Source organism: Actinomadura syzygii (genome assembly GCF_008085905.1).
Classification (GTDB): Bacteria; Actinomycetota; Actinomycetes; order Streptosporangiales; family Streptosporangiaceae; genus Spirillospora; species Spirillospora syzygii.
This window is the reverse complement of record NZ_VSFF01000009.1, coordinates 470,394-483,665: the sequence shown is the minus strand read 5'-3', so window position 1 is coordinate 483,665 and position 13,272 is coordinate 470,394. Positions and strand designations below refer to the sequence as shown.

The 13,272-nt window shown below is 74.0% G+C and carries 13 protein-coding genes; 4 read left to right on the top strand and 9 right to left on the bottom strand.

From position 1 onward, the window contains the following. Nucleotides 1-121 precede the first annotated feature (121 nt). The 3 genes from FXF65_RS25035 (at nucleotide 122) to FXF65_RS25025 (ending at nucleotide 2,125) form a co-directional block, all read left to right on the top strand. A complete protein-coding gene (locus FXF65_RS25035; protein WP_222868724.1) occupies nucleotides 122-1,303 on the top strand; it encodes an ROK family transcriptional regulator in 1,182 nt (393 codons plus the stop codon). Nucleotides 1,304-1,538: 235 nt separating this feature from the next. Next, entirely contained in the window at nucleotides 1,539-1,841 is a 303-nt protein-coding gene (locus FXF65_RS25030) for a hypothetical protein (protein ID WP_148352446.1), read from the top strand. Then, nucleotides 1,838-2,125 carry a hypothetical protein gene (locus FXF65_RS25025; RefSeq protein ID WP_148352445.1) on the top strand — a complete coding sequence of 96 codons (288 nt, stop codon included), beginning with the start codon at nucleotides 1,838-1,840 and terminating at the stop codon, nucleotides 2,123-2,125. The genes FXF65_RS25030 and FXF65_RS25025 overlap by 4 nt, the downstream gene beginning before the upstream one ends. Nucleotides 2,126-2,294: 169 nt before the next feature. On the opposite strand, the gene FXF65_RS25020 is transcribed toward FXF65_RS25025, so the two are convergent. From FXF65_RS25020 to FXF65_RS24990, 7 genes are all read right to left on the bottom strand, one after another. Beyond that, nucleotides 2,295-3,404, bottom strand: coding sequence for an AAA family ATPase (locus FXF65_RS25020; RefSeq protein WP_148352444.1), 1,110 nt, complete (start codon nucleotides 3,402-3,404; stop codon nucleotides 2,295-2,297). Then, nucleotides 3,401-4,048 (bottom strand): nicotinamide riboside transporter PnuC, encoded by a 648-nt coding sequence (gene pnuC / locus FXF65_RS25015; protein ID WP_246199069.1) that lies wholly within the window; start codon nucleotides 4,046-4,048, stop codon nucleotides 3,401-3,403. The genes FXF65_RS25020 and pnuC overlap by 4 nt, the downstream gene beginning before the upstream one ends. An 86-nt stretch (nucleotides 4,049-4,134) precedes the next feature. Further along, on the bottom strand, nucleotides 4,135-4,932 hold the full coding sequence (locus FXF65_RS25010; protein ID WP_148352442.1) for an anti-sigma factor: 798 nt from the start codon (nucleotides 4,930-4,932) through the stop codon (nucleotides 4,135-4,137). Further along, complete coding sequence (sigK, locus tag FXF65_RS25005) at nucleotides 4,929-5,513, bottom strand: ECF RNA polymerase sigma factor SigK (RefSeq protein ID WP_148352441.1); 585 nt, start codon at nucleotides 5,511-5,513, stop codon at nucleotides 4,929-4,931. Before sigK ends, FXF65_RS25010 begins: the two co-directional genes overlap by 4 nt. Nucleotides 5,514-5,575: 62 nt before the next feature. Then, nucleotides 5,576-7,009, bottom strand: coding sequence for a High-affinity nickel-transporter (locus FXF65_RS25000; protein WP_222868723.1), 1,434 nt, complete (start codon nucleotides 7,007-7,009; stop codon nucleotides 5,576-5,578). Further along, the gene (locus FXF65_RS24995) at nucleotides 7,006-8,328 is read right to left on the bottom strand and encodes a tetratricopeptide repeat protein (RefSeq protein WP_148352440.1); all 1,323 of its coding nucleotides are present in this window, start codon (nucleotides 8,326-8,328) and stop codon (nucleotides 7,006-7,008) included. Before FXF65_RS24995 ends, FXF65_RS25000 begins: the two co-directional genes overlap by 4 nt. Continuing rightward, on the bottom strand, nucleotides 8,328-9,905 hold the full coding sequence (locus FXF65_RS24990; protein ID WP_148352439.1) for a DUF4331 domain-containing protein: 1,578 nt from the start codon (nucleotides 9,903-9,905) through the stop codon (nucleotides 8,328-8,330). The genes FXF65_RS24995 and FXF65_RS24990 overlap by 1 nt, the downstream gene beginning before the upstream one ends. 262 nt (nucleotides 9,906-10,167) lie before the next feature. Here FXF65_RS24990 and FXF65_RS24985 point away from each other — a divergent pair, with 262 nt between their 5' ends. Next, on the top strand, nucleotides 10,168-10,953 hold the full coding sequence (locus tag FXF65_RS24985) for an SDR family NAD(P)-dependent oxidoreductase (RefSeq protein WP_148352438.1): 786 nt from the start codon (nucleotides 10,168-10,170) through the stop codon (nucleotides 10,951-10,953). A gap of 37 nt (nucleotides 10,954-10,990) precedes the next feature. On the opposite strand, the gene FXF65_RS24980 is transcribed toward FXF65_RS24985, so the two are convergent. Together FXF65_RS24980 and FXF65_RS24975 are read right to left on the bottom strand one after the other, a co-directional pair. Then, entirely contained in the window at nucleotides 10,991-12,259 is a 1,269-nt protein-coding gene (locus FXF65_RS24980) for a dihydrolipoamide acetyltransferase family protein (RefSeq protein WP_148352437.1), read from the bottom strand. Next, nucleotides 12,256-13,269, bottom strand: a complete 1,014-nt coding sequence (locus tag FXF65_RS24975) for an alpha-ketoacid dehydrogenase subunit beta (RefSeq protein WP_148352436.1) — start codon at nucleotides 13,267-13,269, stop codon at nucleotides 12,256-12,258. The genes FXF65_RS24980 and FXF65_RS24975 overlap by 4 nt, the downstream gene beginning before the upstream one ends. Between the last annotated feature and the right edge of the window lie 3 nt (nucleotides 13,270-13,272).

Here is a 13,272-nt window from a genome sequence, read left to right as displayed (position 1 = left end):
CCTCGCTATCCTGGCCGGACGCCGCCGCGCCGGACCGTCGCCGCATAGTTATGCAAGTGTCTTTCATAAGTGGCCTTGGAATAATGGGCGTCGTCCGCCGGATCGCTGTCCAAGAGGTGCCGTGACGCCACACTCCCTGCACGGGGGCGACCCCTCGATGCTCCGCCGCCTCAACTCCGCCGCGACGCTGCGCGAGCTCCGCGACGGCGGCGAGGGCACGCTGTCCGAGCTGGCCGCGCGGGTCGGGCTGTCCAGGCCCACCACCGAGGGCGTGCTCGGCGAGCTGATGGAGCGCGGCCTCGTCGCGGAGGACGCGCCGCGTCCCGGCGCGGGGCTCGGCCGCCCCGCCCGCCGCTACCGCTTCCGCGCCCGCGCCGGGCACGCGCTCGGCGTCGACATCGACGCGCGCCGCGTGCGGGTCGTCGTCGCCGACCTGACCGGCGCGGTCGTCGGCGGCCACGTCGCCGTGCTGGCGGAGCAGGCCCCGCCGCGCGAACGGATCGCCGCAGTGCGCGCGGCGGTGAAGGCCGGGCTGCGGGACGCTTCCGTCGAACGGCGGACGCTGTGGGCGGTCGCCGCCGGGACCCCGGGCGTCGTCGCGCCGGACGGGACGGTCACCTCCTGCACCGTCATCCCCGGCTGGACGGGCGTGCGCCTCGCCCGCGAACTCGGCCGCTCGTTCCCCTGCCCGGTCCTCGTGGAGAACGACGCCAACCTCGCCGCGCTGGCCGAGCGCTGGCGCGGCGCCGCCCGCGACGCCGACGACGTCGTCTGCGTCCACGCCGCGCTGCACACCGGCATGGGCGCGCTCCTCGGCGGACGCCTGCACCGGGGCCGCTGGGGCGCGGCCGGGGAGATCGGCATGCTGCCCGAACTCGGCCTGCGCGACACCACCGCCGCGCTGGTCCCGGACGCCGACCCGGGCCCGCTGTTCGAGCAGGCCGAACGCGTGCTGGCGGACGCGGCCCGCGGCGTCCCCGCCGCCCGGGACGCGGTCCAGCGGCTCGCCGCCCGGATGGCGCGCGGAATCGCGGCGATGGCGCTCGTCCTCGATCCCGAGATGGTGGTGCTCGGCGGGCCGCTGATCAGGACCGGGGACGCGCTGGTCGCCGAGCTGCGCAGGCGGGTCGCGCCGCTGTGCCCGAGCCCGGTCCGGATCGAGGCGTCCGAGCTGGGAGACGAGTCGGTGGGCCTCGGCGCCGTCCGACTCGCCCTGGACCGCATCGACGAGAACCTCTTCCGCCTGGACCGCCCAGCCGACACCGATTCCTCTGCCGCCGACGAACACGAGGCGGCCCAATGACCCTTCGCCCTCATCGCGCCTTCCGCGCCTGAATGGCGAATAGCGAGATATTTCCCTTTCGACTATCGAACATGTCCATATTGAGCCGATCTATACCCGACGACTTTGTGTCTTCATATGTCGACGCAAATCAATATGCCGCGCCCTCCGGAAAAGCCCCGCCGTCCTGTCGGCGGGGCGTTGTATTCTCGCCATGCACGGGTGAGCGGGGACCGACGAGCGAGACGGGAGCGACATGAGCGCACAACCGGTAGAGCCCCTCCTGCCAGGCCAGGTCCACCGGGTGCCACGGACGATCAAGGGCATCGGCGACTGGCTGACGGAGGAGAAGCGCGCCGCGTTCCTTGAGGCGGTCCTGGCCGCCAAGGAAGAGGACGACTACGAGCGGGTCATGGACAGCTGGTGGGCCGAGGCCCACCTCGCCCAGGATCCCTACCGCGAGGAGCGCCGCCGCTGGGCCCTGACCGCGGACAGGAGCGAGCTGGTCTCCCTGGACGAGCTCAAGCGCCGGTGGCTCCCGGAGGAAAACGCCACGTGACCGCTGGCAGAAGCGGTTGGACGGTCTTCTGCGTGAAGGAGGCGTCCGACGTTCTGGAGTCCATGCCCACCGCACTCAAGAACGAAGTGATCAAGTTCTTCTGCGACTTCGCGTTCGCGGCCGGAACGGCGATCGGATCGGGAGACCGGCCACCGGGCGACGCGCTGGACGACGCCGGTGTCGCGTACCGCATGGTGGTCGGCGGAACCTCCCTGTTCTTCGACTATGTCGTACTCGCCGACATCCAAGAGTTCCGCATCACGGGGATGGTCTGGCTCGGCTGACCGCATGACCTGGTCACAGGGGGGCGGATGACCGGGCTACCCGGGGAGCGGATGGCCGCGTTACCGAATGAGCAGGGTCAGACGAGCGGGCACTCGGGGGGCCGTGTGAGTAGGGTCGTGTGAGTGGGGCCGGGTGCTCGGGTGGTCGAGTGCGCGGGGGTTTTGTGGGCTAGGAGGTCAGGGGGGTGGTGAAGGGCCAGGGGTTGGTCAGGAGGGCTTCGGTGGCGGTGAGGGCGGCTGCCAGGCGTTGATCGTGGGGGCCCTTCACCTTGATGTGGGGGAGGGACCGTTGTTCGAGTTCTTCCTCGAAGCGGGCTGACATCCAGGAGCGGATGGATGCGCCGTCTCGCCAGCCGTCCTGTTCGAAGGGGACGCCGTCCGGTGCGGTGAGGATCCACAGGTGGTGCGGGTTCCGCTCGTGGACGGCCTCCACCGCGGGCGCGGGACCGCCCAGGTAGCGCTCGTGCCAGAGGGCCGTGGCGAAGGCGTCGGTGTCGCAGACGAGCAGCGGCGAGCCCGAGCGGGCTGCGGCGTCCTCCATGATCGCGTGGTGTTCGGCGATGTGGACGAAGTCGGCCGGTTCCCAGGTCAGGTCGTCCAGCCACAGGGACGGGTCGCGCGCGGCGCGGCGGGCGGCGGCGAGCTTCTCCTCGGTGAACGTCCGGCCGTACTCCGGCACCCAGCGGGTCGCCGCCCAGACCCCGCCCCGGCTCGCGTAGTGCGCGGCGAGGGCGCGGGCGAGCGTCGTCGTCCCGGTCGACTCGGCGCCCACCACGACGACCCGGCGCGCCAGGTACGCGCGGACGGGCGGCGCGAGGAACTCCCAGTGCGCCACGGGATCGTCCCGGACGGCGGTGCCGCTCACCGGGAACCGGCCCCGCGCCGGATCAACCGGGACATGCTCGGCCGAGAGCCGTTTCGCCAGTTCAGGGCCGTACTCCTCGGAGCTGAACACCGCGTCGACGGGCGGGACGGACACGCCGAGACCCGACCGCGTCGCGACGCCCGACCGGAACGCCGCGACGTGCGCCGACCAGATCTCGTCCGACCCGTAGTCGATCTCCGTGTCGTCCACCACCGGGACGATCTCCACGTGCGGCTGCGGGTGCGCCTCGCGCAACCAGGCCGTCCGCAGCGGCAGCGGGACGCTCTCCACACTCGACGCCGCGACGACCACGGTCACGTGGTCGCACGCCGCGGCGGCCGTGTCGATCAGGTGGCGGTGCCCGGCGTGCGGCGGGTAGAACTTGCCGATCACCAGCCCGTGCGCGTACCTCACGCGGGTTGGACCGCCGGGCCGGGCACGCCTCGGGAGCGCAGGTCGCGCCGCCACGCCAGCAGGCCGGACACGCACAGCGCCAGGAACACGACGTACAACGCGCTGGTCAGTTTCAGGTCCTTGTAGAAGTAGAGGGGGATGTAGACGAGGTCGGCGGCGATCCACAGCCACCACGACTCCAGCAGCTTGCGCGACTGCCCGTACGTCGCCGTCAGGGAGATCGCGGTGGTGAGGGCGTCCCAGAAGGGGACGGTCGAGTCGGTCCAGGCGGAGAGGGCCCAGGTCAGCAGGGCCGTCCCGGCGGCGCCCGCGATGGCGAGCGTCGCCCACTCGCCCGCTCGGGTGCGCCGCACCGGGAGCCGGTCGCGGCCGTCCCCGCCGTACAGCCACACCCACCAGCCGTAGAGCTGGAGCGCGACGTAGACGATCTGGAGCCCGGAGTCGGCGTACAGGCCGCCGTCCAGGAACACGAGGCCGAGCAGGATCACGTTCGCGATCCCGACCGGCCAGTTCCAGATGTTCTGCCGGACGACGAGCCATACGTTGACCGCGCCCGTCGCGAAGCCGAGCAGCTCCGCCCACGTCGTCGGGACATCGCCGATGTGGAAGGCGGGATCGAGCAGCGGACCGAGTGGAACGTTCACCGACACGTCCCCTATGATCACATCTCGTCAGACCGACGACAAGGGGCCGCGGCGACGCGCCGCCCGCGCAAGCCTGAGCCAACGGGTCAGGCGGGCATGAGCAGCACTAGCGGCGTTGACGTCGGTTGGGCCGAGCCGCCGGCCGGTTCGACGGTGAGGCCGAGTCTGTCGGTCGGGCGCCAGTCTCCGGCGACGACGGGGCGGCTTCGGTCGGCGGGCAGGAGCCCTGCTGAGCGGGGGCCGTCCGCGCCGATCAGCCAGAGTTGGTAGGTCCGCGACGGCGGCAGCGTTCTCAGTCCGGAGGACGCGACGACCACCCTGCCGCGCGATGTGGACGCGACGACGGTGACCGTCCCGCCGCCGGTGGCGCGTCCCGTCGCGGCGCGGGCGTCGGGCGCGGACAGCACGGACGCGACGTCCCGGTACGCGGCCTCGGCACGCTCCACCCGCTGCCGTTCCCGGACGACCTGAGTGACGGACGCCGCCGTGACCAGGCACGCGGCGGCGACCAGCCCGGCGGCGACCCCGCGCCGCCACCGCCGCGAGCCCGGCCGCGGACGCGAGTCCGCCCGCCGCCCCGCCACCCGGCCCTCCGCGGGGCCCGCCGGGGCGGGGGGCACCCGTCCGGGCTTGGCGTGGTCTGCCGGGTTTCGGGGGGTCTGTGGGACGTTGCGGATGGTGGCCAGGACGTGGGCGCGGAGGGCCGGTGGGGGTGGTTCGGCGACCGCCATGCCGAGTCGTGCCGCCGTCGCCTGGAACTCGCGCAGTTCCGTCGCGCACGGCTCGCATCCGGCGAGGTGCGCCTCGAAGCGGGCGCGCTCGCCGGGGTCGTCGATCGCGTCCACCGCGTAGGCGCCGGTGAGGGTGTGCAGGTCCTCGTTCATCGCTCGACCCCCAGGCAGTCGCGCAGGCGGATGAGGCCGTCGCGCATCCGGGTCCGCACCGTGTTCGGCGGCGCGCCGACGAGTTCGGCGACCTCACGGAAAGAATGCCCCGCGTAGTAGGCGAGCGTCACGGTCTCGCGCTGGAGCCGGGTGAGCGTCCGCAGGCAGCGCCGGACGCGCTCGTGCTCCAGCCGCGCCTCCACCCGCTCGCCCACGGGGTCGTGCGCGGCTCCGGGCCCGGCGGCGGTCCGCGCCTCCCGGTCCCCGGCGCTCTGCTCGCGCCGCACCCGGTCCACGGCCCGGCGGTGCGCGATCGTCATGATCCAGGCCAGCGCGGACCCGCGCGCCGGGTCGAAGCGCGCCGCCGACCGCCACACCTCGATCATGACCTCCTGCGTCACCTCCTCCGCCAGCGCCGGATCGCGGACGACCCGGCGGGCGAGCCCGTGCACCGGCGCCGCCGCCACGTCGTACAGCCGCTCGAACGCCCGCTCGTCGCCGCGCGCCACGCGGCCGAGCAGCGCGTCCGCGTCGTGCTCGGGCGCGCCGCCGGGTTCCGGCGGTCCCGTCTCCGATGGCATGCCGCGCTCCCCTCGGTGGGTCGTCCGACCACCGCACACCACGGCCCGCCGGGGATCGGGGGTCACAGGACGAGGCTGCGCAGCGTCAGGCCGACCCCGAGGACGACGACCGTCGCGGACGACCCGATAGGCATCATTCCGGACGGAACCCACCTCCGGATGGCCGGAATGCGCCGCCCGGCCGCCGGCCGCCGTCCCGCCGTGACCCGCCGCGCCAGGACGCGCCCGGACCCGGCCACCAGCACGCCGACCGACACCAGCGACACCGCGAGCCCGAGCCCGTACGCGAGGACGAGCACGACCCCGAACCACGCGCGTCCGATCGCCGCGCCGCCGACCAGCACCACCACCGCCGACGGGCTCGGCACCATCCCGCCCGCGAGCCCCATAAGGACGACTCCGCCCCGCCGCGGCGGCGCATGCGAATGCCCATGCCCGTGGCCGTGCCCGTGGCCGTGCCCGTGGCCGTGGCCGTGGCCGTGGCCGTGGCCATGAGCGTGCTGGTGGCGGGCGCGGAGGGCGCGGCGGAGGAGGACCGCGCCCGCCGCGGTCACGAGGACGCCGCCCGCCGCGCCGAGCCAGGGGAACACCGTGTCCGGGGCGAGGAGCGTCCCGGACGTGACGAGCAGCCCGAGCGCGAACACCCCGGCGGTGTGCGTCACGGTGACGGTCAGCCCGAGGGTGAGGACGTCCCGGATCCGCCGCCGTCCCGACCCGATGGCGTGCGCGGCCATGATCGTCTTGCCGTGGCCGGGCGCGAGGGCGTGCAGCGCGCCGAGCGCCAGCGCGACCAGGAACGCGAGCAGCGCGAAGCCCGGCGTGAGGTCGTGCCTCGCGACCAGGGACGTGAACCGCTGCGTCAGGCCGTCCGTCCCGCGCGGCAGGAAGCGCTCGGGCCCGGCGGCGGGCGCGGCGAGCGGCGGCCCGCCGTCCCGCGCCGTGAACGTCGCCGACCGCTGGGAGAGCGGCGAGGCGAGCATGTCGCCCGGATAGGCGGTGAGGCGTCGGCTGCGCGAGGCGGCGGGCACGTCCGACGAGGTCAGCGTCATCCGGTCGCCCTGCGCGGTGACCTCGCGCCAGCCGACCCGTCCGTCGGCCTCGCCGGTCCGGAAGGAGATCGCGCCGGGTCCGGCCGGGGCGGTGATGCGGCATTCGGCGCGCAGCGTCGGCAGCCCCGCCTGCCCGGACGGCGCCGTCGCCGACGCCGCCCGGACGGTCGCGACCACCGCCCGCCCGTCCACGGTGACCTGGAACGACGAGGCGGCGCGGCGGCACGTCCCGGCGGCCCAGGCGGCCAGCTCGGCCCCGGACGGACGCCCGTCGTGGTCGGTGTCCAGGTCGGGCAGCGCCTGCGCGGCGGGGATCTCCGCCAGGTCCTCGACGTGGTCGATCCGCAGCTCGTGCGGGGCCGCGACGAGCCCGTCGTAGTGGTTCACGGTGAAGTTGCCGAGCGGGTGCGCGGCGGCGAGCCCGGCCGCGAGCGCGAGAGTGATCACGGGGTGCCTCCGAGGTCGTCCAGGGCGGCCTTGGCGCGGGGCGCCCACAGCGGGGAGAACCGAGGGTTGCGGCGCAGCGAGTCGGCCAGGTCGCGGCGGGCGGCGGCGCGGTCGCCCGCGGCCTTCTCGATGACGCCGAGGTGGAAGCGGAACTCGGCGCGGCGGTACCCGGTCGCGGTCGCCTGGCGGGCGTAGCGGAGCGCCTCCCGGTCCTTGCCGTTGCGGTGCAGGGCCCAGGCCAGCGCGTCCGCCGCGTGGACGCTGCACTGCCGCACGCGGGCGGGCCCCGGGCAGCGCCGCCCGTACTCGGCCCTCGCCGCCCGCAGCGCCTCCGCCGGAGAGCCGTGGTCGCTCTCGAACAACGCGGTCTCCAGGTCGGCGTCGACCCCGTCGGCCTTCGCGATCCGCGCCCAGGTCTCCGCGACGGCGTACTGGCGGTCCGCCTCGGCGCGGCGTCCGGCCGACTCCAGCAGCTCGCCGTACTCGGTCAGGTACTGCGGCAGCGGCAGCCGCCGGACGATCTCCGCCCATCCGGCGAGCGCCCCCGCGACGTCGCCCTTCGCGGCGCGGACGCGTGCGGCGCCCGCCATCGCGGGCACGGAGCCGGGCGACGCGCGCAGCGCCTCCGCGTATTCGCGCTCGGCCCGTCCGAGGTCGCCGTCGTTCCAGGACATCTCGCCGGACGCGGTCGCGATGTAGGCGAGGTCGCCTCGGTCGGTCGCGGAGGTCCGCGCCAGGTCCAGCACGCGGCGCGCCTCCTTCACCTCGCCGCGCAGCTCCCGCACGTACGCGAGCCGCGTGAAGATCGGGATGCCCGGACGGGCCGCGTCCGCGCGCCGTCCCGCCGCGAGCGCCTCGGGGTAGCGGCCGAGCTCGACCAGCGCGTCCACCCGGACGGCCGCCGCCCGCTGCCCGTACGGGTTCGCCGCGAGCGCCGCGTCGGCGTTCCGCAGCGCCCCGTGGAAGTCGTGCCGGGCCGCCGCCAGCGCGCCGAGCCCGGCGAGCGCGCCGTCGTTGCCGGGCGCCTCCTTCAGGGAGCGCCGCAGCACGCCGTCGGCCTTCGGGTAGTACGTGGTGTCGCCGGTGACCCGGGCCTGCTCCACGTACGCGAGGCCGAGCGACGCCCATCCGGCGGCGTCGTGCGGCTGGTCGCGGAGCCGCGCCTGCAGCCCCGCGACGCCGGAGGCCGGAGCCCCGGCGCCGGACCCGGCCGTGGCGCGCACTCCGGAGGGGCGGTGGGGGGCCACCGCCGCTCCGAGCGTCAACGCCACGGCGAGTCCGGCGGCCGAGGCCCCGGCGATCAGGGGACGACGGCGCATCAGCTCTCGCGCCGTCCCGCCACCGGGCTCCGGCGCCGCCACCACAGCAGCCCGCCGGTCAGCACGAACGTCGCGCCGCCCGCCAGCGCCGCGACCGGCAGCGCGCCGAGCAGCGCGGACCCGTCACCGTCACCGGCCGCGTCACCGGCCGTGCTCTCCGTCGCACCGGCGTTGAGGAAGCTCATCGGCTTGCCGTTCGCGCCCGTGCGCTGCCCGGAGGTCTTGACGCCCGGCGTCTTGCCGCGGGCGTCCGTCCCGGATCGGGGAGCCGCGACGTACGGGAACGCCTTGTCGAAGGGGAGGTCGTTGGCGTTGACCGCGTCGCCGAGGTCGTTCTTGTTGCCGAGCAGTTCGCCCTCGGCGACCTGGAGGATGATGTCGGTGACGTCGTCGGTGAGCCGCCGCCCGTTCGGGAAGCCCTGGACGTCGCCGCCGAGGACGCCGAGCCGGTCCGGCTTCGCGGCCGGCTTGATCGACGTGTTGAGCCGCAGCAGCTCGGCCGGTCGCACGTTCTTCGGCTGGTTCAGCCCCGGCACGCCGGTCAGGAACGCCTGGACGAGGTCCTTGCGCGGCGTCGCGGGCGCCGGGATCTTGTAGAGCTGCTGGATCAGCTTCGGCACCTCGGGATCGGTGACGAACTGCGCGAACTGCGCGTCCGCCCACGGGTTGGACGCGTTGAACGTGTCCTTCTTCCCGCGCGGGATGACCACCTCGTTCACCAGCGGGCTGCCGAGCCGCGAGACCTGCGTCCAGTCCCCGCCCGCGGTCTGCCGCTGCACGGTGGAGTTGACGCCGATCACCGGGTCCTGGCCGGTGACCAGGTCCTTCGTCGGCACCTGGACGGCCAGCGTGTTCACGTTGTAGCCGCTGACGGTGTCGTCGCCGACCTCCTTCAGGTTCCCGCCGAACAGCAGGTTGAAGATCTGGAGGTCGATGAAGAAGGAGTCGTCGGCCTGCCCGGCGAACGCGGTCGCCCCGTTCCCGAGCTGCTTGATCGCCTGCTGGCGCAGCACCGGGTAGTTCGGCATGGACGCCTTGCCGACGTTGGACGGCGCGACGGGCGCGTTGTCGGCCAGCTTGCTGACGCCGGTGACCTTGCCCTCCTTCTGCCGGATCAACGTCAGGTCATAGGTCTGGGTGAAGTTGAGGTCGGGATCGTCCAGGCTCGTCACCGGCCCGGTGTTGTAGAGGAAGGTGTTGCCGTTCTTCAGGAAGTCGTTGAACTCGAACCGGTAGATGAGGTCCGGCTGCGCGTCGCCGTCGTTGTCGACGTTGAAGTCGTAGCGGGCGTCGCGGGCGAACTTGTAGAAGTTGGGCCCGCCCGCCGGGTCCTCGAACGGGATGAAGTTGGCGACGAGCGTCGTCGTGTCCGGCTTGTCCGGACTGACGAAGGCGTACACGTCGGTGTTGTCGTACTGCGGCTGCCCCGAGATGAGCGGCGCCTCGCGGTGGCTGGACGCGGTGCTCTGCCGCGGCACGAGCCCGGCGAACCCGCCCGCGAGGAGCAGGCCCCCGGCGGCGACCAGCGCGGCGATCCGCGTCACGGTCGGATGAGTGGTCGGACGAACGGTCGGCATCGTGGATACCCCTCCCGGTCTCCGGACTCCCGTCGCGGCGGCGCCTCGGTGGCGCTGGGCTAGGTCTGCCGCGACGCCGGATCGACCGGTGTCTTCGCCATGCCCGCGACTACTTCGCGGCCCGGCCCCGATCTGATTGGTCCCGGCCGCCCGATGGCCGGATGCGGCCAACCCGCCGGGGCGTCCGTTTGACAATGAGTGAGCGCTCACTCAGACTGAAAGCGCAGGTGGGCAGGCATCAGCAGAGCGCAGAGGAGAAGCCATGTATCCCGAGCTCAGCGGGACGGTCGTCGTCGTCACCGGCGGTTCGCGCGGAATCGGCGCCGACACCGCCCGCGCGTTCGCCGCCGAGGGCGCGAGGGTCGCCGTCATCGGACGCGACCAGGCCGCCCTCGACGGCGTCGCCAAGGAGATCGGCGGGATCGGGGTCGCCGCCGACGTCACCGACCTCGCCGCGATCGAGGCGGCGCGCCGGCGGATCGAGGACGAGCTCGGCCCGGCGGGTGTGCTGTGCGCGTTCGCCGGAGGCGGCATCGCACGTCCCGGGCCGACCGCCGCCATGACCGAGGAGGAGTGGCGGTCGGTCGTCGACGGAAACCTCACCGCGACGTTCCTCACCCTCAAGGGCTTCCTGCCCGGCATGCAGGAACGCCGGGCGGGCGCGATCGTCACGATGTCGTCCTCGGCCGGACGGCTCCCGACGAACCTGCCGGGCGGCGGCGGACGCGAACTCGGCAACCCGTGGGGCGCGCCGGTCGCCTACGAGGCGGCGAAGGCGGGCGTCCAGGCGCTGACCAGGCACGTCGCCGCCGAGGTCGGGGCGGACGGCGTCCGCGTCAACTGCGTCGCGCCCGGCACGATCCGCACCGAGCGCACCGACCGGTACATGTCGCCCGAGGTGCAGGAGGCGGTCGCCGCGTCCCACCCGCTCGGGCGGATCGGGGAGACGCGCGACGTCGCGGGCGCCGCGCTGTTCCTCGCGTCGGCGCAGGCGGGCTGGCTGACCGGCCTCACGGTCGACGTGGCCGGAGGCCGGGTCATGCTCTAGCCGCCGCGGCGGGGCCCGCCGGGCGGCCCGCCGCGGGCTAGGCGACGATCAGCAGCGGGTTCTCCAGCAGCGTGGCGAGCCGGTCCAGGAACTTCGCGCCCGTCGCGCCGTCGGTGGCGCGGTGGTCGACCGACAGCGTCAGCGCGAGGCGCTTGCCGGGGACGACCTGCCCGTCCCGCACGACCGGCTCGTCCCGGATGCCGCCCACCGCGAGGATCGCCGCCTCCGGCGGGTTGATCACGGCGGAGAACGAGTCGACGCCGAACATGCCGAGGTTGCTGACGCTGAACGTCCCGCCGCTCATCTCCTGCGGGGACAGCTTCCCGTCCCGCGCCTTGCCCGCCAGCTCCCGCGTCTCGCGTCCGATCTCCGAGACGCTCTTTCGGTCGGCGTCCTTGATGACGGGGACGAGCAGGCCGTCCTCGACCGCGACCGCGATGCCCACGTGCACGCGCTTGTGGAAGAGGAGGTTCTCCTCGGTGTAGGACACGTTCACGGCCGGGTGCTCGCGCAGCCCGGTCGCGACCGCCTTCACGATCAGGTCGTTGACGCTGACCTTGGCCGGGGCGAGCGCCTCGTTCAGCGTGGCGCGGAACGCCAGCAGCGGCTCGGCGTCCACCTCGCGGTTCAGGTAGAAGTGCGGCGCCTCGCGCTTGCTCTCGACGAGCCGCCGCGCCGCGACCTTCCGGAACCGGTTCAGCGGGACGGCCTCGACGTCCGGATCGTCGACGGCCTGCGCCTTCACGGCCGGAGCCGCGGGCGCCGCAGCGGGCGCGGATGCGGGCGTGGTGGTGCGGATCGCGGCCTCGATGTCGGCGCGGACGATCCGTCCGCCCGGACCCGAGCCGCTCAGCGTCGCCAGGTCGAGGCCGTGGTCGCGGGCCAGCCGCCGGGCCAGCGGCGACGACGGCGGACGCGACCGTCCCGAACGCTGCGGGGCCGAGGCAGGGGCCGAAGCGGGTGCCGCCTGCACCGCCGGGGCCGCGGCTACCGGCGCGGGCTCGCGCGCCGGTTCCGGCTCCGGTCCGGCCTCCGGCCGGGCGGCGGCGGGAGCCGGGGCGGCGGCGCCGCCGACCGGGGCGAGGACGGCGATCGGAGCGCCGATCGCGGCCGTCTCGCCCTCCGCGACCAGGATCTTCTCCAGCACCCCGGCCTCGTACGCCTCGTACTCCATGACCGCTTTGTCGGTCTCGATGTCGACGATGACGTCGCCGACCGCGACCTCGTCCCCCGGCTTCTTCTGCCAGGAGCTGATGACGCCCTCCTCCATCGTGTCGGAGAGGCGGGGCATGAGGATGTCGGTCATGAGGCGGTCTCCAGGACACGGCCCGTGGCGCGGAGGGTGGCGCGGGCGGCAGTGAGCAGGGACTCGGCGGACGGCAGCGCCGCCGACTCCAGGGACTTGGCGTAGGGCAGCGGCACCTCGGCCATCGCGACCCGGCGGACGGGAGCGTCCAGCCAGTCGAACGCGCCCTCCTGGATCGTCGCGGCGATCTCGGCGCCGATGCCGTAGGTGAGCCAGTCGTCCTCGGCGACGACCGCGCAGCCCGTCTTGCGGACCGACTCGACGATCGTGGCGCGGTCCAGCGGGCGCAGGCTGCGCAGGTCCACGACCTCGGCGGACACGCCCTCGGCGGCGAGGGTCTCGGCGACCTCGGCGGCGACCCGCGCCATCCGCGAGTAGCCGATGATCGTGATGTCGGCGCCGGGCCGGGTGACGCCCGCGCGGCCGATCTCGGCGGGCTCGACGTCCTCGACGGGGACGGACAGCTCGCCCTTGGTGTTGTAGAGCGCGAGGTTCTCCAGGAACAGCACCGGGTCGTCGTCCCGGATCGCGGCCTTGAGCATCGCGGACGCCTCGGCGGGCGTGCTCGGCGCGACGACCTTCAGCCCCGGGATGAACGAGTAGAACAGCTCGACGTTCTGCGAGTGGGTGGCGCCGAGCTGCTGCCCGCCGCCGCCCGGCGTGCGGATCACCATCGGCACGCTGGCCTGCCCGCCGAACATCCCGTAGATCTTCGCGGCGTGGTTGACGATCTGGTCCAGCGCGAGCAGCGAGAAGTTGATCGTCATGATCTCGACGACCGGGCGGAGGCCGAGCATCGCGGCGCCGATCGCGGCGCCGACGAAGCCCTCCTCGGCGATCGGGGTGTCCCGGACGCGGCGCGGCCCGAACTCCTTGAGCAGCCCCTCGGTGATCTTGTAGGAGCCCTCGAAGAGGCCGATCTCCTCGCCCAGCAGGAAGACGTTCTCGTCCCGGAGCATCTCGGCGCGCAGGGTGTCCCGGAGGGCCTGGCGGTAGGTCACGGTTGCCATGGG

Bases quoted from the DNA above. Each gene is read 5' to 3' on its own strand.
- FXF65_RS25030 (WP_148352446.1), top strand. From the start codon at position 1,539: ATGAGCGCACAACCGGTAGAGCCCCTCCTGCCAGGCCAGGTCCACCGG.
- FXF65_RS25010 (WP_148352442.1), bottom strand. From the start codon at position 4,932: ATGAACGAGGACCTGCACACCCTCACCGGCGCCTACGCGGTGGACGCG.
- sigK (WP_148352441.1), bottom strand. From the start codon at position 5,513: ATGCCATCGGAGACGGGACCGCCGGAACCCGGCGGCGCGCCCGAGCAC.
- FXF65_RS24995 (WP_148352440.1), bottom strand. From the start codon at position 8,328: ATGCGCCGTCGTCCCCTGATCGCCGGGGCCTCGGCCGCCGGACTCGCC.
- FXF65_RS24990 (WP_148352439.1), bottom strand. From the start codon at position 9,905: ATGCCGACCGTTCGTCCGACCACTCATCCGACCGTGACGCGGATCGCC.
- FXF65_RS24985 (WP_148352438.1), top strand. From the start codon at position 10,168: ATGTATCCCGAGCTCAGCGGGACGGTCGTCGTCGTCACCGGCGGTTCG.
- FXF65_RS24980 (WP_148352437.1), bottom strand. From the start codon at position 12,259: ATGACCGACATCCTCATGCCCCGCCTCTCCGACACGATGGAGGAGGGC.
- FXF65_RS24975 (WP_148352436.1), bottom strand. From the start codon at position 13,269: ATGGCAACCGTGACCTACCGCCAGGCCCTCCGGGACACCCTGCGCGCC.